Source organism: Actinoplanes octamycinicus, assembly GCF_014205225.1.
GTDB classification, from domain to species: domain Bacteria; phylum Actinomycetota; class Actinomycetes; order Mycobacteriales; family Micromonosporaceae; genus Actinoplanes; species Actinoplanes octamycinicus.
Window position 1 is genome coordinate 4,708,158 of the sequence record NZ_JACHNB010000001.1, and the last position, 21,420, is coordinate 4,729,577.

Annotated in this window: 17 protein-coding genes; 8 read left to right on the top strand and 9 right to left on the bottom strand. The window is 71.1% G+C overall.

Annotation, left to right across the window (positions count from 1 at the left end; all coding sequences use genetic code 11):
- Positions 1-144: 144 nt before the first annotated feature.
- From rhaI to BJY16_RS20595, 5 genes are read right to left on the bottom strand one after another with little or no spacing between them, the layout of a single operon-like run.
- Complete coding sequence (gene rhaI / locus BJY16_RS20575) at positions 145-1,299, bottom strand: L-rhamnose isomerase (protein ID WP_185041218.1); 1,155 nt, start codon at positions 1,297-1,299, stop codon at positions 145-147.
- Positions 1,296-2,339: an ABC transporter permease gene (locus BJY16_RS20580; protein ID WP_185041219.1), complete on the bottom strand. Its 1,044-nt coding sequence runs from the start codon at positions 2,337-2,339 to the stop codon at positions 1,296-1,298. The genes rhaI and BJY16_RS20580 overlap by 4 nt, the downstream gene beginning before the upstream one ends.
- Positions 2,336-3,319: an ABC transporter permease gene (locus BJY16_RS20585; RefSeq protein WP_239178036.1), complete on the bottom strand. Its 984-nt coding sequence runs from the start codon at positions 3,317-3,319 to the stop codon at positions 2,336-2,338. Before BJY16_RS20585 ends, BJY16_RS20580 begins: the two co-directional genes overlap by 4 nt.
- Positions 3,316-4,815, bottom strand: coding sequence for a sugar ABC transporter ATP-binding protein (locus BJY16_RS20590; protein WP_185041220.1), 1,500 nt, complete (start codon positions 4,813-4,815; stop codon positions 3,316-3,318). The genes BJY16_RS20585 and BJY16_RS20590 overlap by 4 nt, the downstream gene beginning before the upstream one ends.
- On the bottom strand, positions 4,815-5,843 hold the full coding sequence (locus tag BJY16_RS20595; protein ID WP_185041221.1) for an autoinducer 2 ABC transporter substrate-binding protein: 1,029 nt from the start codon (positions 5,841-5,843) through the stop codon (positions 4,815-4,817). Before BJY16_RS20595 ends, BJY16_RS20590 begins: the two co-directional genes overlap by 1 nt.
- Before the next feature lie 955 nt (positions 5,844-6,798).
- Here BJY16_RS20595 and BJY16_RS20600 point away from each other — a divergent pair.
- Positions 6,799-7,218, top strand: a complete 420-nt coding sequence (locus BJY16_RS20600) for a phage holin family protein (protein ID WP_185041222.1) — start codon at positions 6,799-6,801, stop codon at positions 7,216-7,218.
- On the opposite strand, the gene BJY16_RS20605 is transcribed toward BJY16_RS20600, so the two are convergent.
- The gene (locus BJY16_RS20605) at positions 7,184-7,666 is read right to left on the bottom strand and encodes a hypothetical protein (RefSeq protein ID WP_185041223.1); all 483 of its coding nucleotides are present in this window, start codon (positions 7,664-7,666) and stop codon (positions 7,184-7,186) included. The two genes, BJY16_RS20600 and BJY16_RS20605, sit on opposite strands and share 35 nt — an antisense overlap.
- Before the next feature lie 433 nt (positions 7,667-8,099).
- On the opposite strand from BJY16_RS20605, the gene BJY16_RS20610 reads away from it, so the two are divergent.
- Entirely contained in the window at positions 8,100-9,545 is a 1,446-nt protein-coding gene (locus BJY16_RS20610; RefSeq protein ID WP_185041224.1) for a DUF3618 domain-containing protein, read from the top strand.
- Positions 9,546-9,795: 250 nt separating this feature from the next.
- Here BJY16_RS20610 and BJY16_RS20615 read toward each other — a convergent pair whose 3' ends face one another.
- A complete protein-coding gene (locus tag BJY16_RS20615) occupies positions 9,796-10,563 on the bottom strand; it encodes an inositol monophosphatase family protein (protein ID WP_185041225.1) in 768 nt (255 codons plus the stop codon).
- A 79-nt stretch (positions 10,564-10,642) separates the two neighbouring features.
- Here BJY16_RS20615 and BJY16_RS20620 point away from each other — a divergent pair, with 79 nt between their 5' ends.
- The gene (locus BJY16_RS20620) at positions 10,643-12,532 is read left to right on the top strand and encodes a serine/threonine-protein kinase (RefSeq protein ID WP_239178035.1); all 1,890 of its coding nucleotides are present in this window, start codon (positions 10,643-10,645) and stop codon (positions 12,530-12,532) included.
- On the opposite strand, the gene BJY16_RS20625 is transcribed toward BJY16_RS20620, so the two are convergent.
- Together BJY16_RS20625 and BJY16_RS20630 are read right to left on the bottom strand one after the other, a co-directional pair.
- Entirely contained in the window at positions 12,533-13,099 is a 567-nt protein-coding gene (locus tag BJY16_RS20625; RefSeq protein ID WP_185041226.1) for a Uma2 family endonuclease, read from the bottom strand.
- Between the two features lie 81 nt (positions 13,100-13,180).
- Positions 13,181-14,509, bottom strand: coding sequence for an aminotransferase class I/II-fold pyridoxal phosphate-dependent enzyme (locus tag BJY16_RS20630; protein ID WP_185041227.1), 1,329 nt, complete (start codon positions 14,507-14,509; stop codon positions 13,181-13,183).
- A 59-nt stretch (positions 14,510-14,568) separates the two neighbouring features.
- On the opposite strand from BJY16_RS20630, the gene BJY16_RS20635 reads away from it, so the two are divergent.
- From BJY16_RS20635 to BJY16_RS20655, 5 genes are all read left to right on the top strand, one after another.
- Positions 14,569-16,053, top strand: coding sequence for a CoA-acylating methylmalonate-semialdehyde dehydrogenase (locus BJY16_RS20635; protein ID WP_185041228.1), 1,485 nt, complete (start codon positions 14,569-14,571; stop codon positions 16,051-16,053).
- An 11-nt stretch (positions 16,054-16,064) separates the two neighbouring features.
- Positions 16,065-17,399 carry an aspartate aminotransferase family protein gene (locus tag BJY16_RS20640; protein WP_185041229.1) on the top strand — a complete coding sequence of 445 codons (1,335 nt, stop codon included), beginning with the start codon at positions 16,065-16,067 and terminating at the stop codon, positions 17,397-17,399.
- 131 nt (positions 17,400-17,530) lie between these two features.
- Complete coding sequence (locus tag BJY16_RS20645) at positions 17,531-18,967, top strand: aminobutyraldehyde dehydrogenase (protein ID WP_203759385.1); 1,437 nt, start codon at positions 17,531-17,533, stop codon at positions 18,965-18,967.
- A 44-nt stretch (positions 18,968-19,011) separates the two neighbouring features.
- Entirely contained in the window at positions 19,012-20,166 is a 1,155-nt protein-coding gene (locus tag BJY16_RS20650; protein WP_185041231.1) for an ABC transporter ATP-binding protein, read from the top strand.
- 41 nt (positions 20,167-20,207) lie between these two features.
- Positions 20,208-21,419 (top strand): polyamine ABC transporter substrate-binding protein, encoded by a 1,212-nt coding sequence (locus tag BJY16_RS20655; protein ID WP_239178034.1) that lies wholly within the window; start codon positions 20,208-20,210, stop codon positions 21,417-21,419.
- Position 21,420 lies beyond the last annotated feature (1 nt).

Here is a 21,420-nt window from a genome sequence, read left to right on the forward strand (position 1 = left end):
TAAGTAGCGCGGGCCGCGGGCGTCGATCTGGCCGCTGGCGCGTCCAGGGCGATCGCCGCCCGCTTCACGGTCCGCGATTGGTCACCGAAAACCACAAGACCCGGGCCAGGCACCTCACCCGGCGTGCGTCTCACTCAGCCCGCGTCACGCGCCCCAGCCTGCCTGGGTTCCGCCGACGCGCTCGGCGGCGACGCTCGACGCGTACCCCGAAGCTTTGAAGGCCTTGACCGGGTCGCGCGGCAGCCCCCTGGCCTCGCGCCGGTCGGCGAGGGCGGCTCGCACGTCGGTCTCGTAGGCGGCCATCAGGATCTCGTTGGCGGCCAGGACGTCGCCCTCGCGCTGGGCGGTGGCGAGCGCCTCCTGGTCGATCAGCAGCGCCTTGGCCAGGGCCTGTTCGACGTTGAGGACCGAGCGGATCTGGGCGGGGATCTTCTCCTCGATGTTGTGGCACTGGTCGAGCATGAAGTTGACCCCGGACGACGGCAGGTGCGCGCCCGCCGCCACGATCTCCGACATGATCCGGAAGAGCTGGAACGGGTCGGCCGCCCCGACGATCAGGTCGTCGTCGGCGTAGAAGCGCGAGTTGAAGTCGAACGCGCCGAGCCGCCCCTGCCGCAGCAGCTGCATCACGATGAACTCGATGTTGGTGCCCGGCGCGTGGTGCCCGGTGTCCAGCACCACCGTCGCCTTCTCGCCCAGCGCCAGGCAGTGCAGCAGCGAGGTGCCCCAGTCCGGGATGTCCATGCTGTAGAAGTACGGCTCGAAGAACTTGTATTCGAGCAGGATCCGCTGGTCGTCGCCGAGCGCGTGGTAGATCCGGCGCAGCGACTCGGCGAGCCGGTCCTGCCGCCCGCGCAGCGAGTCCTGCCCGGGATAGTTCAGGCCGTCCGGCAGCCAGATCTTCAGGTCGGTCGAGCCGGTCTCCCGCATGATCTCGATGCACCGCAGGTGGTGCCGGACCGCGTGATCGCGGACCGCCGGATCGGGGTGGCAGAGCGAGCCGAGCTTGTAGTCGTCCTCCTGGAACAGGTTCGAGTTGATCGCGCCCAGCCGCACGCCCAGCTTCGACGCGTGCTCGCGCAGGTCGGACCAGTCGTCGACGGCGTCCCACGGGATGTGCAGGGAGACCCGCGGGGCGAGGCCGGTGAGCCGGTGCACCTGCGCCGCGTCGGCGATCTTCTCGTACGGGTTGCGCGGCACTCCGGGCTGGGTGAACACCTTGAACCGGGTGCCCGAGTTCCCGTACGCCCAGCTGGGCACCTCGACGCCGAAACCGTCCAGTCCGTCGAGAGCGGTCATGATGTGCCTCCGTATCGGCGGTTGGTGAGCCCGTTGAGCAGCGCCGCGAAGATCAGCACGGCGCCCAGGGCGAGGAGCTGGTACTGCGAGCCCTCGTTGCCGACGAAGGCGAGCAGGATGCCGGCGTTGAGCCAGACGATGAGCAGGGTGGCGAGCACGACGCCGGCCACCCGGCCGATGCCGCCGGTGATCGCCACGCCGCCCAGGACGGCGATGGTGATCGCGGGCAGTGCCATGCCGTTGCCGGAGACGCCGGCGTCCGGGCGGGCCGAGGCGAACTGGCCGACGGTGACCACCGCGACCAGACCGGAGAGCAGGCCGGCGTAGACGTACGCCTTGAACCGGGTGTCCCGGACCGGCAGCCCCGCCCAGCGTCCGGCCACGTCGTTGGTGCCGATCGCGTAGAGCCGCCGCCCGTACGTGGTCCGGGCCAGCAGCACCCAGACCGCCACCACGGTGGGCAGCAGGAAGGTGAAGATGCCGAGCGGCACGTCCGGCACGTACTGCCCGAACAGCGGCAGCTCGACCGACTCGCTGATCGAGAAGAGCTGCTGGATCGGCTTGGTGCTGATCGGCTGCTGGTCGTTGATCACGATGGCCAGGGACTTGTACGCGTAGTAGGTGGCCAGCGTGGCGATCAGCGCCGGGAAGCCGATGAACGAGACCAGGAACCCGTTGAGCGCGCCGCACAGCGCCCCGAACAGGGCGGTCAGGATGATCGCGGCCCACAGCGGCCAACCCCACTCGCCGTACGCGAAGCCGAAGACCATGCCGGCGAGCGAGACGATCGCGCCGACCGAGAGGTCGATGCCGCCCCGCCCGGAGAGGATCACCAGCAGTTCGGCGAGGCCGAGCATCGCGAGCGGGACCGCGTTGATCAGCGCGGCCGACATGTAGTCGAAGTCGTACGGCGCGGTCAGATAGCCGCCGGCGTCCTGCACGAAGAACGTCACGACGACCGCGACGATCAGCACCGCGAGCAGCGCGATCCGCTGGGTGAGCAGGATGCGCAGGAGTCGCGCGCCAAGACTCTCGGTCATCGGTTCCTCCGAGCGCGGGCGCGGGCGCGCAGCAGGTCGGCGCCGACCGCCACGATGATGAAGATGCCGACGAACAGGTCGGACAGCTGCGAGCGCCAGCCCAGCTGGGTCACCCCGGAGGCGACCGACTGCACCAGCAGCGCGCCGAGGAAGGTGCCGAGCACCGACCCGCGACCGCCCATGATCGAGGTGCCGCCGATCACCACGGCCGCGATCACCGCGAGCTCCTTGCCGGAGCCGACCGACTGGTCCAGCGTCGAGGTGCCCTGCGCGATGACGAAACACGAGGCCAGCCCGACCAGCAGGCCGGTGACCAGGTACGCCAGCAGCACCCGCCGCCGCACCCGTACCCCGGCCAGCCGCGCCGCCTGGGCGTCCCCGCCGATCGCGAAGAAGTGCCGGCCACCGGCGGTGTGCCGCAGGTACCACCAGGCGGCCACGGTGAGTAGCGCGGTGATCAGGAACGCGTGCGGGACGCCGAGCGTGCGCCCGGCCGTGCCGCGCCCGAAGAACGCCAGGGTCCCCGGGATCCCGTTCACCGTCCCGGACCCGAAGATCCGCAGGCCGAGGAAGAGGAACAGGTTCGCGGTGCCGAACGTGATGATGATCGCGTGCACCCGGCCGTAGGCGATCAGCACGCCGTTGACCAGCCCGAGCACCCCGCCGGCCGCGACCGCGAGCAGCACCGCGACGCCGAGCCCGACCTCCGCCTCGACCAGCGCCTTCGCGGTCAGCACCGAACACACCATGATCGCCCCGCCGACCGAGACGTCGATGCCGCCCGTGATGATCACGATGGTCATCCCGACGCCGACCAGGGCGACCGGCGCGGTGGCCACCAGCAGCGGCTGGATCGAACCGGCGGTCAGGAAGGCCGGGGTGCTGACCGCGAGCGCCGCCCAGAGCACCGCGATCACCCCGAGCAGCACCACCTCCTGGCTGGTCACCGGGGGTGGCAGCACCCGCGCCTTGCCGTTCACCCGGCACCGCCCGCGGCCGCGGCCAGCAGGTCCACCTGGCTGGCGTCCGGGCCGAACGACGCGGTCGTCGTCCCGCCCCGGACCACCTGGATCCGGTCGGCGATGCGCAGCGCCTCGGGCAGGTCCGAGGTGACCACCAGCACCGCCGTGCCACTCTCGGCCAGCTCGGTGATGATCCGGTGGATCTCCTCCTTGGCGCCGACGTCGACACCCTGGGTCGGCTCCGCCAGGATCAGCACCTCCGGCCGTTCCACCAGTTGCCGGGCCAGGACCACCTTCTGCGCGTTGCCGCCGGACATCGCGCTGATCGGCTGGCGCTCGCTGGGCGTCTTCACCGACAGCCGGCGGATCAGGTCGACCGCGACGGTCCGCTCCCGGGCCCGGTCCAGGAAGACGCCGAAGCGGGAGAGCAGCGTCAGGTGGCCGGCCGAGATGTTGAAGGCGATCGACTGGAAGCCGAACATGCCCTCCGCCTTGCGGTTGGCCGGCAGCAGCGCGACGCCCCTCCGCTGCGCGTCCCGGGGGGAGCGGGGATCGACCGTCTCGCCGCGGATCCGCAGCTCGCCGGAGGTGGCCCGGTCGATGCCGTAGACGCAGGCGGCGATCTCCGAGACGCCCGAGCCGACCAGACCGTAGAGGGCGACGATCTCGCCCTTCCGCACCGCGACGTCGACGTCGTGGAACCTCCCGGCCCGCCCGAACCGGCGCAGCTCCAGGACCGGCGGGCCGTCCGGGACCGCGCGGTGCGGGCGCTCGTCGGACAGGATGCCGCCGACCATCAGCTCGGCGATCCGGCGCACCGACAGGTCGGCGATCGGGTACGTGCCGATGGTCTGGCCGTCGCGCATCACGGTCACCTCGTCGGCGATCCGGAACAGCTCGTCCAGGCGGTGCGAGATGTAGATGACCGCCACGCCGTCCGCGGTGAGCCGCCGGACCAGGTCGAAGAGCACCTCGATCTCGGCGTCGGTGAGGATCGCCGACGGCTCGTCGAGGATCAGCACGCTCGCCTCCGCGGCCAGCGCCTTGGCGATCGACACCTGCTGCTGCTCGGCCACCGAGAGGGTGTTGACCGTGGCGGTGGCGTAGCGGGCCGGGAGGCCGAGCCGCGCCAGCAGCTCGACCACCCGCCGGTTCTGCTCCGCCCAGTCGACCCGGCCGCTCTTCTTGAGTTCGCGGCCGAGGAAGATGTTCTCCGCGACCGTCAGCTCGCCGAAGAGCTGCGGCTCCTGGTAGACCGTGGCGATGCCGAGCGCGATCGCGTCGGTGGTGCTCGTGATCCGGGCCGGCTCGCCGTCGAACTCGATCGTTCCGGCGTCCGCGGTCTCCGCCCCGGACACGATCTTGATCATCGTCGACTTGCCGGCGCCGTTCTCCCCGACCAGGGCGTGCACCCGCCCCGCCCGTACCGTGAAATCGGCCTGCTGGATCGCGCGGACCGCACCGAACCGCTTCGCGATCCCGGCCAGGCGAAGCCTGGGCTGCTCCTCGATCATCAGTAGTTGAACTGGTCGACGTTCTCGGAGGTGATCGCCAGCGCCGGGCCGAGCAGCAGCATCTTGCTCGCCGAGTCGTAGGCGACCGCGGGCAGCTTGTCGCTGACGTTGTTGCTGGCCTGGAACGGCTTGCCGGCGGCGATCTGCGCGCCGGCCCAGGCGGTCAGGTAGCCGAGGTTCTGCACGTCCCAGAGGATCGCCGCGGACGACGACTTGTCCTGCAGATACGGCTTCATCGACTGCGGGGTGCCGAGGCCGACGGTGAAGACCTTGCCGATCTTGCCGGCGTCCTTGACCGCCTGCGCGACGCCGGGGGCGCTGGAGGTGCACTCGCCGACCAGGCCGGTCAGGTCCGGGTGCGCGTTCATCAGGTCGGTCGCCATCTGGGTGGCCTTCGCCTGGTCCTCACCGGCGTAGACCACGTCGACGATGGTGGCGTCCGGATACTTCGTCTTGGTGTAGTCCTGCTGGACCTTGATCCACGAGTTCAGGTTCTCGGCGGTCTGGCCGCAGGAGACGATCGCGTACTTGCCCTTGCCGCCCATGGGCTTGAGCAGGGCGTCGGTCAGGCCCTGGCCGATGCCCTCGGCGGTGGCCTGGTTGACGAAGACCTCGCGGACGCTGTTCGGGGCGTCGGTGTCGGCGGTCGCCACGTGGATTCCGGCGTCCTTGGCCTGCTGCAGCAGCGGGGCCATGCTGTCCGGGTCGTTCGGGGCGACGATCAGCGTGTCGACCTTCTGCTGGATGTAGGAGCGGACGATGTCGGCCTGGGCGGCGGCGTCGGCCTGGGTCGGGCCCTGGTAGAGCCACTCGACGTTGCCGAGCGCGGTGGCGGCCGCCTTGCCGCCGGCGTTCATCGCCTCGAAGTAGGGGACGCCCTGCAGCTTCGGCACGAAGGCCACCTTGTAGGTCTTCGTACCGCTGGTGCTGCCGGCGGCGGTGTCGTTGTCGTTCTTCTTGGTGCAGCCGGAGAGGGCCACGGCCGCGGTGGTGGTGAGCGCGATAGCAAGGGCCAGTCGGGAACGCATGGATGCCTCCAACGACTTGAAACGTTCTATCTGGAATGTGGCCCACGTTACGGTCGTGTCATGGGCGGGTCAAGAGCCGCGTTCAGACGGTGCCCATGGCGCCATGACACGTTTCAACCGCGCCCGGCGCCGGGTCCGCCGCTCCCTTCCGCTTCACCCCTTTCCGGTACGACCTCAGCCCCGCCCCGCGCCTGCCTCCCCAGCCGCTCTCCTCCGGACCTCGCCGCCCGGCGGTCCGGGCTCGCGGCGGCTTCCGCTCTCCTGCCCGTTCACTCCTCGGCCTCCTCATCCGCACCTCGCCGCCCGGCGGTCCGGGCTCGCGGCCGCTTCCGCTCTCCTGCCCGTTCACCCATCGGCGTCCCCATCCGCTCTCATCGGCACCTCTCCGCCCGGTGGCCCAGGCTCGCGGCGGCTTCCCCGTCCGCCTCCTCCGCCGGCCTCACTTGGACCGAGGGCGCTTCCCGCTGGCGATGAAGGCGGACACGTCGGAGAAGCCGCACCTCACCAGCCGCCCTGCCCTGTGGCACTGCGCACCGCGCTGCTGCGCGCGGTTGCGGTGTGCGGCGTTGTTCCGTGCGGCCGTTCGCGTCGGCCTGAGTGCCACGCCCAACAGCTCGGCGGCGAGCATCGCCCAGGCCGGCGCCTGACGTTGTCCGCGCGTAAGCCGTGCTGTTTGGTCTTGCGTTGTGCGCGCGTTGAGCTGTGCTGCCTCTCTTGCGTTGCGCGCGTTGAGCCGTGCTGCCCGCCTCGCGTCGTCCGCTTCGGCTCAGGGTGCGGCCGTCTCGACTCGGGCCCGCGCTTCCCTGTGCCCGGTGTGCGCCCGCCCACCGCTCGGTGGCTGCCTTCCTGCGGCCTCGCTGTCGTGGCGCGGGGGTTGGGCTGCGGAAAGAGGTGGTTAGGTGGGATTGGTACGGGTACGTGAAGTGCTCGAAAGCTGCGCAGGACGGAGGGGACGATGGCGCACACGGACGCGCGGAGCGAACAAGCGTCGACCGCGGAACTGGTCAGCCGGCTCAGCGAGCAGGTGTCGACGCTGGTCCGGGACGAGCTGACGCTCGCCCGCATCGAGATGATGGAGAAGGGCAAACGGGCCGGAAAGGGCGCCGGGATGCTGGGCGCCGCGGGGGTCATCGCGATGTACGGTCTCGGTGCCCTGTTCGTCACCATCGGGGCGGCGTTGTCGCTGGTCATGCCGGTCTGGCTGGCCGCCCTGATCGTCACGGCGGCGCTGCTGCTGACCGCCGGGGTGACCGCGCTGGCCGGCCGGCAGGAAGTGCAGCGGGCGGTGCCGCCGACGCCGGAGGCCGCCCTGGAGAGCGGTCGCGAGGACGTCGACGCGTTCATGACCGCGGCCCGCCACGGGAGGAACCGGTGACCGACGACGCCACCAGCGCCGGCCCGTCCGCTTCAGGCCGAGAGCCGGCCCGCACCCCGGACGGAACCACCCGGACCAGCGCCTCAGGCCCTGGTCCGGCCGCGTCCGGCAAGGCCCCGGGCAGCGGCCCGTCCAGCAAGTCCCCGGGCAGCGGTGGCCCGGCCGGCAAGGCCCCGGTCAGCACCAGCCGCGGCAGCACCTCCCCGGGCGCCAACCGCACCGGCAAACCCTCCGCCGGCACCGCTCCGAAGAACACCCCTGCCCCGAGACCGACCCCGCCCCAGGCCACCACGCCCAAGCCGGGGCCGCCCCAGGCCACCACGCCCAAGCCGGGGCCGCCCCAGGCCACCGCCCCGAAGCCGGGCCCGCCCCAGGCCGCCGCCCCGAAGCCGGGCCCGCCCCAGGCTGCCGCCCCGAAGCCCGGACCGCCGCATTCCGCCGGGCCCACGACGACCTCGTCCAGCGGCGCGGCCGCCCACTCCGACGCCGTGCATGCTGACGCTGGGTCTGCCAAGCCCAGGTCCGGTCCGCAGGCGGTCACGCCCAAGCCTGGTCCGCCGCAGACCGGGGGCTCCGGCGTTGCCGAGGCGGCCGCACCGAAGATCAGTCCGGCACCGGTCGCCATCCCTCCGACGGCTCCTGAGCCCGGGACGTCCACCGCACCTGGATCGGAGCGTTCCGGTTCCAGCGCGACCGGCAAGCCCGGCCCGCCGAAGGCAGGAACGCCCGCACCTCACCCGCCGACTTCGGCGACGTCCGCTGAAGCGGCACCGTCAACCGCCGCGGGTAAGCCGGAACCGTCGCCCGCGAGCGCGGAGACGCAAGCTTCGCGTGCCGGTGGGAATTACCAACCTTCGCATGCGGCAGGGAAGCATGAACCCTTGCATGCGGCCGGGAATCACGAACCGTCGCACGCAGCCGGCAAGCATGCGGCCGGCAAGCCGTCGCCGGTGGCCGGCAAAGCCGCGCCCGCGAACGCTCCTGCCAAACCGGCGCCGCACCCGGCTCGGAAGCCCGCACCCTCGGATGCGGCCGGGCACCTCAGGTCGTCGAAGGCCGACACTCCAGCAGCGGACGCGATGAAGCCGCCCGCTCCCGCAGCGGCCGCCACGTCCGGCGCGTCGGCGGCGGCACAGGGCGCGCCGAAGGCGAATACCGGAGCCACATCTCCCAAGGGAGAGCCGCCCGGCCCGGTCAAGGCCCCTGCCGCCGCGGAGAAACCGCAGTCATCGGAAGGCACCCCGGGCCTGTTCGAACCGCCCCCGGTCGGCGCGAATCCGCGCCCCGTCCCCAAGGTGGGACCGCCGAAGGCGGAGGCACTGAGCCCGATGGAGGCCGCGTACCCGATGAAGGCGGAAAGGCAGAGCCCGGCGGACGCATCGAGTCCGGCGAAAGCGGAGACGCAGAGCCGTCCCGGAGTGTCGACCGCGGAGACGCCCCGTTCTGCGGAAGGCCCGGCGAAGGCGGGAGTGCCTTCCGGCAGCGAGAAAGCCATGACCACACCGGCCGCCGGCGGTCCGAAGAAGCCTGAGACGTCGAAGGGGAGTTCGTCCATGTCTGTTCAGTCGAAGCCGGGGAGCGCTGGTTCGGGGGAGAAGCATCCGCGGGACCCCGAGGAACTGCGGGAGGAGATCGAACGCACCCGTGCCGAGATGGGGGAGACCGTGGAGGCGCTGGTCGCCAAGGTCGACATCCCGGGCCGGCTCAAGGACTCCGCCGCCGAGAAGACCGCGCAGCTCAAGGAGTCCGCCGCGGACCTCAAGGACACCGCCGCCCAGAAGGCCACGGACCTCAAGGACACGGCCACCGACAAGGCCGCCGCGCTGAAGGAGACGGCCGCGACGCTGAAGGAGACCGCTGCGGACAAGGCTGCCGGGTTGAAGGAGACGGCAGCGGACAAGGCCGCCGGGCTCAAGGAGACGGCAGCGGACAAGGCCGCGGCTCTGAAGGACGTGGCCGCGGAGAAGGCCGCCGGCTTGACGTCGGACGACGGCGGTCAGTCCACGGACTCGGCAGGCGCGCGGTCGGACGGACAACTGGCGGCGATGCGGGAACAGGTCGCCGAGAAGGCGGCTCAGCTCCGGGAGTCCGCGGTGGGCGTGGGCACCCAGGCCAAGGAGGCGATGACGTCGGGCGGCGCCGGACACATCACCGAGGCCACGGCCCAGGCCGGAACCCGGATGGCGACCTCCGCCGCGGACGCCGCCACCGCGGTGCTCGGCTCGGCGCGACGCAGCGTCTCGGCACGCCCCAAGGAGTACGGCCTGATCGCCGCGGCCCTGGGCGCTGCCGCGATCGGCGTGGCCATCCTCCGCCGCAAGCGCTGACCCGGCGGATCCGTCTGCCGCCGGCACCACGACCAGGACCCGCCAGTGCACCAGGCCGGTCCTGGTCGTTCGCCGTCTCCCCGGCCCGGAGCCGGCGGGTTGGGCAGCGCCGATCGGGCCAGAGGGTTCGGGCGGTGCTGCGCCCCGTACCGGCGGGGTCTGGTGGTGGGGATCGAGTCGGTGCGGCCGCGGCGGCGCTGCTTGCCGGCGTACCCCAAGAAGCCCCTGCGGCGAAGGGTGGCCAGCAGAGTCAGGCCGCGCGGATCAGGGTGAGCAGAGCGGCGTGGGTGTCCGCGTCCGCGGCGGCGAGCAGGCCGGACCCGGACGGCCACGGCTCGCCGTCGGTGCCGGTGACCACGCATCCGGCCGCTTCGCAGACCGCGATGCCGGCGGCGAAGTGCACGCTGTCGCGGACATCGCCGTACGTCAGATAGGCCGCCCGCCGCCCGTCCGCGACCCAGAGCAGGGCCAGCGTGGTCGACATCACCCGGGGCCGGAAACGGTCCCGGAAGCCGGGGGCGGCGATCACCCGGGCCGGCTCGACCGGGAACGGCGGGTCGAGGTTGATGTCGACCAGCGCCGAGCCGGGGGAGGGGAGCAGCGGCGCGTCGGTGCCGTCCGGACGGCGGACCCGCGCGGTGGTGCCGTCGGTCCAGTACGTCTCGCCGGTGAACGGGTCGGCGGACGCGGCCGCGGTGACCCGGTCGCCGTCCCGCAGCGCCACGTTGGCCGCGACCAGCGGGGTGCGTACCGCGTAGTTCAGCGTGCCGCACAGCGGATCGACCAGCCACCGTCGCCGGGCGTCGGCCGGGCCGGAGGCGCCGGTCTCCTCGCCGGTGATCGCGTCGCTCGGGCAGGCGGCCCGGAGCACCTGATGAATGGCCTGCTCAGCGGCGAGGTCGGCGGCCGTGGCGAAGTCTCCGCCGCCCTTGTCGACCCGGTCCAGGGTGCGCCCGTAGTGGTCCCGGATGACGTCCGCGGCGGCCAGCGCGGCCGCGATGGCGGTCTCATGATCCATGGATCGGACCGTAGTGCAGGCGTGCGAGGATGGTCCGGCGCCGACCCCCTCCGGCGCAGGACGGCAGGCTCGGTCAGCGATGAATTCCCCGGCGGGCTCCCCGCGCCCGGCACCGGACGCCGAGGCCGAAGCCGCGGTCGTCGCGAAGCCGGCAGATGACGTCGAGTCCGCTGATGCCGAAGCGTCGGCCGAGGCGGAACAGCCGGCGGCGGCCCCAGACCCGGCGGAGGCCGAGGTGGCCGAGCCCGCCCCGGCGGCCGAGGCCGCTGACGACGGGACCGCCAAGGAGACCGCCGGCCAGGGGACAGTGGCGAAGACCGCGATAAAGAGCGCCACTCGGGGTATATCGAGGGACATGCCCGGCGCCCCCACCCTGCTCGCCGGCCGCTACCGGCTCGGCGACGAGCTGGGCCGCGGCGGGATGGGTCAGGTCTGGCTCGCGCACGACGAGATCCTCGAGCGCGAGGTCGCGATCAAGCAGATCGACCTGCCCGAGGAGCTGGCCGGCGGCGACGCCGCGGCCCGCCGGACGCTGCGCGAGGCCCGCGCCGCCGCCCGGCTCAGCCACCCCAACGTGGTGCAGGTCTACGACGTCCTGTCGCTGGACGACCGCACCTGGATCGTCATGGAGTACGTCCCGTCCCGCTCACTGCGCCAGGTGATCGCCGACGACGGCCCGCTGGACGTCTACCGGACCGCCCGGATCGGCCTGGACCTGCTCGCCGCGCTGACCGCCGCGCACCGCGCCGGCGTCCAGCACCGGGACGTGAAACCGGCGAACGTGCTGCTCGCCGACGACGGCCGGGTGCTGCTCACCGACTTCGGTATCGCCGCGCTCGACGACGACAGCCTGACCAGCAAGTCGGACGTGCTGCTCGGCTCGCCGCTCTACATGGCCCCGGAGCGCGCCCGGTTCGGGATCAGCGGCCCGCCCGCCGACCTGTGGGGGCTGGGCGCGACCCTGTACGCCGCGCTGGAGGGCCATTCGCCGTTCGAGCGCTCGTCGACGATGGCGACCCTGCAGGCGCTGGCCACCGAGGAGCCGGCGCCGGCCGAGCACGCCGGACCGCTCGCCCCGCTGCTGACCGGCCTGCTGCGCAAGGACCCGGCGGAGCGGATGGTCGCCGAGGACGCCGATCGTCTGCTGCGCGAGGCGGTCGCCGAGTCGGACGGGGCCGGTTCCGCGCCGGTGGTCGCGGTGATCCCGAAGCCCCGGACGCCCGCCGACGACGTGGCGGCGCCGGCCGTACCGGAAACGCCTCGCCGGAACCGCAAGCTGATCGCGCTCGCCGCGGCCGTCGTGGTCCTGATCGCCGGTCTGGCGATCTTCTGGGCGACGCGTCCGTCGCCGGAGACGACGGCGGAGAACCCGCCCGCGACCACCCGGCCGGCCGAGGCGACGGCCGCGACCACGGCGCCGAGCACCACGACCAGCGCTCAGCCGAGTGCGCAGCCGAGTGCCTCGCCGAGCGTCACGCCGAGCACTCCGCCGAGCCAGACCCCGGGAGGCGGTCGGCCGGCGCTGCCCGCCGGGTGGCAGGTCTGGGACGATGCGACAGGCTTTTCGGTGTACGTGCCGAAGGGCTGGACGTCGTCGAAGAAGCCGGGTGCCACCATGCGGTATTTCCGGGACGGTCAAGGGCACGTCCTCGGCATCGACCAGACCGACAAACCGAAGTCCAATCCGGTGGCGGACTGGCGGGAACAGCGCGATGTGCGGCGCCGGGGCGGCGATTTCCCGGGCTATCGAGAGATCAGGATCGAGCCGGTCGACTATTTCCAGAAAGCGGCGGACTGGGAGTTCACCTTCACCAAGGGTGGCGCCCAGCACGTGAACAACCGGGGAGTGGTGACGTCAGCGCACCAGGCTTACGGTTTCTGGTTCCAGACCCCGGCCGCCGACTGGGACAAGTACCGCAAGGAAGTCCTGGACGTGGTCTTCGCCAGTTTTGTCCCCGCCAAGGACTGATCAGAAGTCGAGCAGTTCCTCAGTGCTGATGGCGATGGGGAACGGCACGTCCGAGGTCAGCGTCTCGCCCTGTTTCGCGCGAGCGTGTTCGACATACTCCCCGTCCTTCAGCCGGTGCAGGCTGAGCGTCACCGATTCGTAGTCGGCGAAGTCAGGCTCCACCAGCAGGAACCACGGGATTCTCGCGACCGCGTAAAGCGGCATCTTCAAGGTGCGGTCGAGCGCGGCGTTGCCGGGAGAGGTAATTTCGCACGTCAGGACAACGTCAGGCGCCTCGCTGAAGATGGCGACGCGTGGGCCGCCCGTCACGATCAGGTCGGGGATCACGAATCGATCTCTGCCGAGGCGAAGGTTGACGGCGAGCCGCGTCCTCAGTCGGGCGGCCCGTGCCGCCGGCTCGAGAATCGCCCAGAGTCTTGCCGAAATATCCTGGTGCGGATGGCTTGCCGAGGGGGTCACCAGGAGACTCCCGTCGAGTAATTCGATTCGCATGTGCGTCTCGCCGAGCGCAAGCCAGTCGGCCTCGGTCCAGGGCCCCTCGTGGTCATCAAGCATCCCCATGCTCATAGGAGGAGTTTCGCATGTGGTCATGCGGGAATCCTCCCACGACTAGTTGTCGCGGAGCAAGACGTCGCCCGTCAGGGTGGGTCAGCGGGGAATGGCGGGGGACAGGGTCTGGGCGGCCCGGGCCAGGTGGGCGGCGACCTCGGCGTGGCCGGCGGTGACCAGGCCGACCGTGACCCGCAGGTGCGGGGTGCCCGGGCCGACCGTGAAGGCGGTCCCGGCCGCCGCGCCGATGCCCGCGCTGGCCAGGCTCAGCAGCGCGGCCTGCTCGTCGGCGACCGGCAGCCAGATGTTGATCCCCTCGCCGTCCGGCAGATCGATGCCCGCCGACCGCAGGCCGTCGCTGATCAGCCGGCGGCGGCGCGCGTACTCGTCCCGGGCGGCCCGCACCGCGGCCACCGACGCCGGGTCGGTGAGCAGCGCCAGGAGCAGGCGCTGCAGCAGCCGGCTGGTCCAGCCCTGGCCGAGCAGCCGGCGCTCCAGGATCGGGTCGAGCACGGTGGCCGGCCCGCTCACCGCGGCCAGCCGCAGGTCCGGCCCGTGTGACTTGGAGAAGCTGCGCACGTGGACGGTCTGCCGCTCCAGGTGGGAGCCGAGCGAGCAGAGCGGCCCGGAGGCGAGGTCACCGGCGGAGTCGTCCTCCACGACGTACACCGAAGGGTGATCGGCGAGGACAGCGGCCAGCGCGGCGGCCCGCGACGGTGACCACGACGCGCCTGTCGGGTTGAGCGCGCGCGGCTGGAGGAAGACCGCGGCGGGCCGGCGCGCCAGCGCGGCGGCCAGCTGCGAAGGGATCATGCCGGACGCGTCGGTGCCCACCCCGATGACCGGTACGCCGAGCGCCTCGAGCAGGTCGAGCAGCGGCGGGAAGCACGGGTTCTCCACCACCGCCAGGTCGCCGAGCCGCAGCAGCGCCGACGCCACCTGGTCGATCGCGTCCATCGCCCCGTCGAAGACGGCGAGCCGCTCCGCCGGGTACGGCCACCGCTCCCGCAGCAGCGCGGCCAGCTCCGGGAGCACCGGCTCGTCGAGGTAGCTGGTCGGCGTGGGGGAGAGCCCGTGCAGCGCCGGGATCGGCGGCAGCAGCGCCGGGTCGGGCACCCCGGTGGACAGGTCGAGCCGGAAGCCGCTGGTCCGCCGCAGCGCCGCCCGGTAGCGCCCGGGCCCGCCCGCGCCGGGTGTCGCGACGACCGTGCCCCGGCGTCCGTCCGTCCGGATGGTGCCGGCCCGGCGCAGCAGCTGCCACGCTGCGTTGACTGTGCTGGGCGACAGGCGAAGCTCGGTGGCGACCTTGCGGACCGGCGGCAGCTTGGCGCCCGCCTCGATGACGCCCTCACCGACCGCCCGGCTGACCGCCTCGGCCAGACCGCGGGCGCTGGGGTCGCTGAGCCGTGCCGAGATCGCTTCGAACATTTTTGTGACAGTACATTTTCTGCATTGTTCGGTCCAGGGTCGTCACATAATCTCGGCGCATGATTCACATTGCGCACTGGATCGGCGGCGCGGAGCGTGCCGGCACGTCCGGCCGGGTCGGCCCGGTCTTCAACCCGGCCACCGGCGAGCAGACCGCCGAGGTCGACCTGGCGTCCGCCGCCGAGGTCGCCGAGGCCGTCGCGGTGGCCACCGAGGCGGCGAAGGGGTGGCGCGCGGCGTCCCTGTCCCAGCGCTCGGCCGTCCTCTTCAAGTTCCGCGAGCTGCTCGCCGGGCGGACCGGCGAGCTGGCCGCGATCATCACGGCCGAGCACGGCAAGGTGCTCGCCGACGCGGCCGGCGAGGTCGCCCGCGGCCTGGAGAACGTGGAGTTCGCCACCGGCATCCCGCACCTGATGAAGGGCTCGTTCTCCGAGCAGGCGGCGACCGGCGTGGACGTCTACTCGATCCGCCAGCCGCTCGGCGTGGTCGCCGGCATCACCCCGTTCAACTTCCCGGCGATGGTGCCGCTCTGGATGTGCGCCACCGCGATCGCCGCGGGCAACGCGTTCGTGCTCAAGCCGAGCGAGAAGGACCCGTCCGCGGCGCTCTGGCTGGCCCGGCTGTGGGCCGAGGCCGGGCTGCCGGAGGGTGTCTTCACCGTGCTGAACGGGGACAAGGAGGCGGTCGACGCGCTGCTGACGCACCCGGGCGTCGCCGCGATCAGCTTCGTCGGCTCGACCCCGATCGCCAAGTACATCTACGAGACCGGCACCGCGCGGGGCAAGCGGGTGCAGGCGCTCGGCGGCGCGAAGAACCACATGATCGTGCTGCCGGACGCCGAGCTGGACGCGGCCGCCGACGCGGCGATCAGCGCCGGGTACGGGGCGGCGGGGGAGCGCTGCATGGCGATCTCGGTCGTCGTGGCCGTGGGTGACATCGCGGACCCGCTGGTCGAGGCGATCGCGGCCCGCCTGCCGAAGATCAGAATCGGCAACGGCGCGGACGCCGGCACCGACATGGGCCCGCTGATCAGCGCCCAGCACCGGGACAAGGTGGCCGGGTACATCGAGGCCGGCGCCGCGCAGGGTGCCAAGGTGATCGCGGACGGTCGTGACATCGCGGAGAAGCCCGGGTTCTTCCTCGGGGCCACGCTGCTCGACAACGTCACGCCGGAGATGACGGTCTACACCGACGAGATCTTCGGCCCGGTCCTCTCGGTGGTCCGGGTGGACACCTACGCCGAGGCGGTCCAGCTGGTCAACGACAACGAGTACGGCAACGGCGTAGCCATCTTCACCCGGGACGGCGGCGCCGCCCGGCAGTTCCAGTTCGACGTCGAGGCCGGCATGGTCGGCGTCAACGTGCCGATCCCGGTCCCGGTCGCCTACTACTCGTTCGGCGGCTGGAAGGCGTCGCTGTTCGGCGACAGCCACATGTACGGCCCGGACGGCATCCACTTCTTCACCCGGGGCAAGGTGGTCACCTCCCGCTGGCCGGATCCCGGAACCTCGGCGATCGACCTCGGTTTCCCGCAGACTCGGTGAGGATCTCAGTTATGTCTGAAGCTCAGGTGCGCGCGGACGACCGTGCCCACGTCTTCCACTCCTGGTCCGCCCAGGGCTTGATCAACCCGATGCCGGTGGAGAAGGCTCAGGGCAGCCACTTCTGGGACTACGAAGGCCGGAAATATCTGGACTTCTCCTCCCAGCTGGTCAACATCAACATCGGCCACCAGCATCCGCGCCTGGTCGCGGCGATCCAGGAGCAGGCGGCGAAGCTCTGCACCATCCAGCCGGCCTTCGCCAACGACAAGCGTGGCGAGGCGGCCCGGATGATCGCCGAGGTCGCCCCCGGCCCGCTGAACAAGGTGTTCTTCACCAACGGCGGCGCCGAGGCGAACGAGAACGCGATCCGGATGGCCCGGCTGCACACCGGGCGGCACAAGGTGCTCTCCACCTACCGCAGCTACCACGGCTCGACGGCCACCGCGATCACCGCGACCGGCGACCCGCGGCGCTGGCCGAACGAGCCGGTCGCCGTGGGAGTCGTCCACTTCTGGGGGCCGTATCCGTACCGATCGCCGTTCTACGCGAGCAATGAGGCCGAGGAATCCGAGCGGGCGCTGCGGCACCTGCGCGACACGATCGTCTTCGAGGGCCCCGGCACGATCGCGGCGATCCTCATCGAGACCGTCGTCGGCACCAACGGCATCCTCGTCCCGCCGCCCGGCTACCTGGCCGGCGTCCGGGCGATCTGCGACGAGTTCGGCATCGTGTTCATCGCCGACGAGGTGATGGCCGGCTTCGGCCGGTGCGGCGAGTGGTTCGCGATCGACAAGTGGGGGGTCACCCCCGACCTGATCACCTTCGCCAAGGGCGTGAACTCCGGCTACCTCCCGCTCGGTGGCGTGATCATCTCCGACGAGATCGCCGAGACGTTCCGCGAGCGGCCGTTCCCGGGCGGCCTGACCTATTCCGGTCACCCTCTCGCGTGCGCCTCCGCGGTCGCCTCGATGCAGATCTTCAAGGAGGAGGGGATCATCGAGCACGCCCGGATGCTGGGCGAGGACGTGATCGGCCCCGGGCTGGAGCAGATCAAGCAGCGGCACCCGAGCGTCGGCGACGTCCGTGGCCTGGGCGTCTTCTGGGCGGTCGAGCTGGTCCGCGACGACCGGAAGACGCCGCTGGTGCCGTTCAACGCGGCCGGCGCGGCGGCCGGGCCGATGACCGAGGTGGCCGCGGCCTGCAAGGAGCGGGGCCTCTGGCCGTTCACCCATTTCAACCGGGTGCACGTGGTGCCGCCCTGCACGACCAGCGTCGAGGAGGTCCGCGAGGGTCTCACGATCTTGGACGAGGCTTTGACGGTTGCCGACGGTTTCTACACATCCTGAGCGTCGTAGCTTCTGAATTCTGTTTCCACCTTGGAAATTACTTCGGATTCCCTTGTCACGTCCGTGAGGGATGTGACAAGGTTCCCCCACTTCTGGTGAGCACCACCACACGATCGGAAGGCGCCTCCCCCGTGAGCACCGATATTCCCGTGCTGCGCAACTTCGTCAACGGGTCCTTCGCGGACACCGAGGAGGGGCGGACCTCCCCGGTCGTCGACCCGAGCACCGGCGAGACCTACGCCCACGCGCCGGTCTCCTCGGCGCGCGACGTCGCGGCCGCGGTCGACGCCGCGACCGCCGGCTTCGAGGTCTGGCGGGACACCACCCCGGCCGAGCGGCAGCGGGCGCTGCTGCGCATCGCCGACGCCGTGGAGGCGCGGGCCGAGGAGCTGATCGAGGCCGAGTGCCGCAACACCGGCAAGCCGATCGAGGCCACCCGGGCCGAGGAGATGGGCCCGGTCCTGGACGAGCTCCGGTTCTTCGCCGGCGCGGCCCGGATGCTGGAGGGTAAGGCCGCCGGCGAATACCTGCGGGACCACACCTCTTATGTACGCCGAGAGCCGATCGGCGTCTGCGCCCAGATCACCCCGTGGAACTATCCCCTGGTGATGGCGATCTGGAAGCTCGCCCCGGCGATCGCGGCCGGCAACTCGGTGGTGCTCAAACCGTCCGACACCACCCCGGTCAGCACCCTGCTGCTGGCCGGCATCGCCGCCGAGTTCCTGCCGGCCGGCGTGCTCAACGTGGTCTGCGGCGACCGGGACACCGGCCGCGCGCTGGTCTCCCACCCGGTCCCGCAGATGGTCTCGATCACCGGCTCCACCCGGGCCGGGACGGAGGTCGCCGCGGCGGCCGCGCCCGACCTCAAGAAGGTGCACCTGGAGCTGGGCGGCAAGGCCCCGGTCGTGGTCTTCGACGACGTCGACATCGCGGCCACCGCGGAGGCGATCGCCGGCGCCGGTTTCTTCAACGCCGGTCAGGACTGCACCGCGGCCACCCGGGTGCTGGTGCACGAGCGGATCGCCGCCGACTTCACCGCCGCGCTGGCCGCCGCCGCGAAGAACACCCGGGTCGGCGCCCCGTCCGACCCGGACGCGTTCTTCGGCCCGGTCAACAACCTGCACCAGCTGGAGCGGGTGGCCGGCTTCCTGGACCGCACCCCGGCGCACGCCGAGGTGGTGGCCGGCGGCAACCGGATCGGCGAGCGCGGCTTCTTCTTCGAGCCGACCGTGGTCGCCGGCCTGCGGCAGCGCGACGAGATGATCCAGGACGAGGTGTTCGGACCGGTCATCACGGTGCAGCCGTTCACCGATGAGGCGGAGGCGGTCCGCTTCGCCAACGACGTCCGGTACGGCCTGAGCGCCAGCGTCTGGACCCAGAACCACGGCCGGGCGATGCGGGTCTCCCGCCGCCTGGACTTCGGCGCGGTCTGGATCAACACGCACCTGCCGTTCGTCTCGGAGATGCCGCACGGCGGTTACGGCCACTCCGGTTACGGCAAGGACCTTTCCATGTACGGCTTCGAGGAGTACACCCGGATCAAACACGTGATGAGTTTTCACGGCTGATCCGGCCCCGCAGAGTTCCGCACCCCCGCCTCCGAGGTGAACAAATGACCACGTCTCCCCCGCATCAGGCAGTGACGGCGCCGTCCGCCACCGGTGAGCGGACCGGGCATCCGGCGATCGAGTTCGTCGGCGTGCGCAAGGAATACCTGTCGCACGGTGAGGCGGTGCCCGCCGTCAAGAGCCTCGACCTGGCGATCGGCCAGGGGGAGTTCTTCTCGCTGCTCGGCCCGTCCGGCTGTGGCAAGACCACCACGATGCGGATGATCGCCGGCTTCGAGGAGCCGACCACCGGCCAGGTGTTCCTGGACGGCAAGGACGTCACCGGCGTCGCCGCCAACAAGCGCGACGTCAACATGGTGTTCCAGTCGTACGCGTTGTTCCCGCACCTCAACGTGCTGCAGAACGTCTCGTTCGGGCTGGAGCGCAAGAAGGTCGGGAAATCCGAGATCAAGCGCCGGGTCGGCGAGATCCTGGAGATCGTCTCGCTGACCGGCATGGAGAAGCGGCACCCCAAGGAGATGTCCGGTGGCCAGCAGCAGCGCGTCGCGCTGGCCCGGGCCCTGGTCAACCACCCCCGGGCGCTGCTGCTCGACGAGCCGCTCGGCGCGCTCGACCTGAAGCTCCGGCAGCAGATGCAGATCGAGCTCAAGCGGATCCAGCGCGAGGTCGGCATCACCTTCGTCTACGTCACCCACGACCAGGGTGAGGCGCTGACCATGTCGGACCGGATCGCGGTGATGAACGACGGGCTGATCGAGCAGCTCGGCACGCCGCGGGAGATCTACGAGAAGCCGGCCACCCGGTTCGTGGCCGGCTTCATCGGCACCTCGAACCTGCTGTCCGGGCAGGTGAGCCGGGTGGAGGACGGATGCGCCGTGCTCGACCTGGGCTCGGAGGGCCGGATCGTGGTGCCGGTCCCCGGCTCGGTGCAGGCCGGCCAGCCGATCGAGGTGTCGGTCCGGCCGGAGAAGATCGATCTGCACCGCGGCACGCCGCAGGCCACCGGGAGCGTGCTGGCGGGCACCGTCACCGAGGTCGTCTACCACGGGACGTCGACCAACTACACGGTCGCGACCTCGGCCGGAACAGATTTCGTGGTGTTCGACCAGAACGCGCACGACGCCGAGGACGTCGCCTCGCGTGGCGAGCGCGTCTTCCTCACCTGGGCCCCGCAGCACTCGTACCCGATCGGAGTCTGATGTTCCCGACCAACCAGCCGGACCCCTCCCTCCTCCGTGGCATGACGCAGCGGCGGCTCGGCCGCCGTGACGCGCTGCGTCTCGGTGGAGTGTCGGCGCTTGGTGCTTTCCTGGCGGCCTGTGGTGTCCAGGGCAAGGGCGGCACGACGCAGGCCAGCGTCGCACCCGACGCGGTGGCGAAGTTCTGGACCGGCAAGGCCAAGAACGGCAAGGTCGACTTCGCCAACTGGCCGCTCTACATGGACCCGAAGAAGCCGGAGCTCAAGAAGTTCACCGAGAAGACCGGCATCCAGGTCAACTACCAGGAGGTCATCCAGGAGATGGGTCCTTGGTTCGCCAAGGTGCAGCCCCAGCTCTCGGCCGGCCAGTCGATCGGCTTCGACCTCATGGTGATCACCAACTCGCTGCAGTTCGGGCAGTTCCGTAACAGCGGCTTCCTGGCCCCGCTGGACCACTCCAAGCTGCCGAACTTCGCCAAGAACGCCGCCCCGAAGTACACCCAGGAGGCGTTCGACCCGGGCAACGTGTTCAGCATCCCGTGGGCGTCCGGCATCACCGGCATCGCCTACGACCCGAAGAAGACCGGCCGGGAGATCACCAAGCTCGCCGACCTGTGGGACCCGGCGTTCAAGGGCAAGGTCGGCATGTTCTCCGACACCCAGGAGCTGGCCAACTTCGGCCTGCTCGCGGCCGGCCTCAAGCCGGGCGACTCGGGCGAGGACGACTGGAAGAAGGCCGCCGCCAAGCTCAAGGAGCAGAAGGACGCGGGCATGGTCCGCAACTACTACGACCAGAGCTACGTCGACGCGCTCGGCAAGGGCGAGGTCTGGCTGACCCAGGCGTGGTCCGGCGACATCTTCCAGAAGAACGTGTCGGACGGGACGAACTTCAAGTTCATCATCCCGGAGGAGGGCGGCACGATCTGGACGGACAACTTCACCATCCCGGTCACCGCCGCCAACCCGGTCGACGCCATCATGCTGATGGACTTCTTCTACGAGGTCGAGAACGCCGCGACGCTGGCCGAGTACATCAACTACGTCTGCCCGGTGCCGGCCGCGCAGGCGCAGATCAAGAAGGACGCGGCGGCCGCCTCCGGCGAGGACAAGACCCTCCTCACCCAGGTCGCCGACAGCCCGCTGGTCTTCCCGGGCGACGCCGACTACGCCAAGCTGCACTACTACGTGGACTTCGACACGGCGGAAGAGCAGCAGAACTTCGCCAGCATCTTCGAACCGATCACCTTGAGCTGAG

Bases quoted from the DNA above. Each gene is read 5' to 3' on its own strand.
- rhaI (WP_185041218.1), bottom strand. From the start codon at position 1,299: ATGACCGCTCTCGACGGACTGGACGGTTTCGGCGTCGAGGTGCCCAGC.
- BJY16_RS20580 (WP_185041219.1), bottom strand. From the start codon at position 2,339: ATGACCGAGAGTCTTGGCGCGCGACTCCTGCGCATCCTGCTCACCCAG.
- BJY16_RS20590 (WP_185041220.1), bottom strand. From the start codon at position 4,815: ATGATCGAGGAGCAGCCCAGGCTTCGCCTGGCCGGGATCGCGAAGCGG.
- BJY16_RS20595 (WP_185041221.1), bottom strand. From the start codon at position 5,843: ATGCGTTCCCGACTGGCCCTTGCTATCGCGCTCACCACCACCGCGGCC.
- BJY16_RS20600 (WP_185041222.1), top strand. From the start codon at position 6,799: ATGGCGCACACGGACGCGCGGAGCGAACAAGCGTCGACCGCGGAACTG.
- BJY16_RS20615 (WP_185041225.1), bottom strand. From the start codon at position 10,563: ATGGATCATGAGACCGCCATCGCGGCCGCGCTGGCCGCCGCGGACGTC.
- BJY16_RS20620 (WP_239178035.1), top strand. From the start codon at position 10,643: ATGAATTCCCCGGCGGGCTCCCCGCGCCCGGCACCGGACGCCGAGGCC.
- BJY16_RS20625 (WP_185041226.1), bottom strand. From the start codon at position 13,099: ATGAGCATGGGGATGCTTGATGACCACGAGGGGCCCTGGACCGAGGCC.
- BJY16_RS20630 (WP_185041227.1), bottom strand. From the start codon at position 14,509: ATGTTCGAAGCGATCTCGGCACGGCTCAGCGACCCCAGCGCCCGCGGT.
- BJY16_RS20635 (WP_185041228.1), top strand. From the start codon at position 14,569: ATGATTCACATTGCGCACTGGATCGGCGGCGCGGAGCGTGCCGGCACG.
- BJY16_RS20640 (WP_185041229.1), top strand. From the start codon at position 16,065: ATGTCTGAAGCTCAGGTGCGCGCGGACGACCGTGCCCACGTCTTCCAC.
- BJY16_RS20650 (WP_185041231.1), top strand. From the start codon at position 19,012: ATGACCACGTCTCCCCCGCATCAGGCAGTGACGGCGCCGTCCGCCACC.
- BJY16_RS20655 (WP_239178034.1), top strand. From the start codon at position 20,208: ATGACGCAGCGGCGGCTCGGCCGCCGTGACGCGCTGCGTCTCGGTGGA.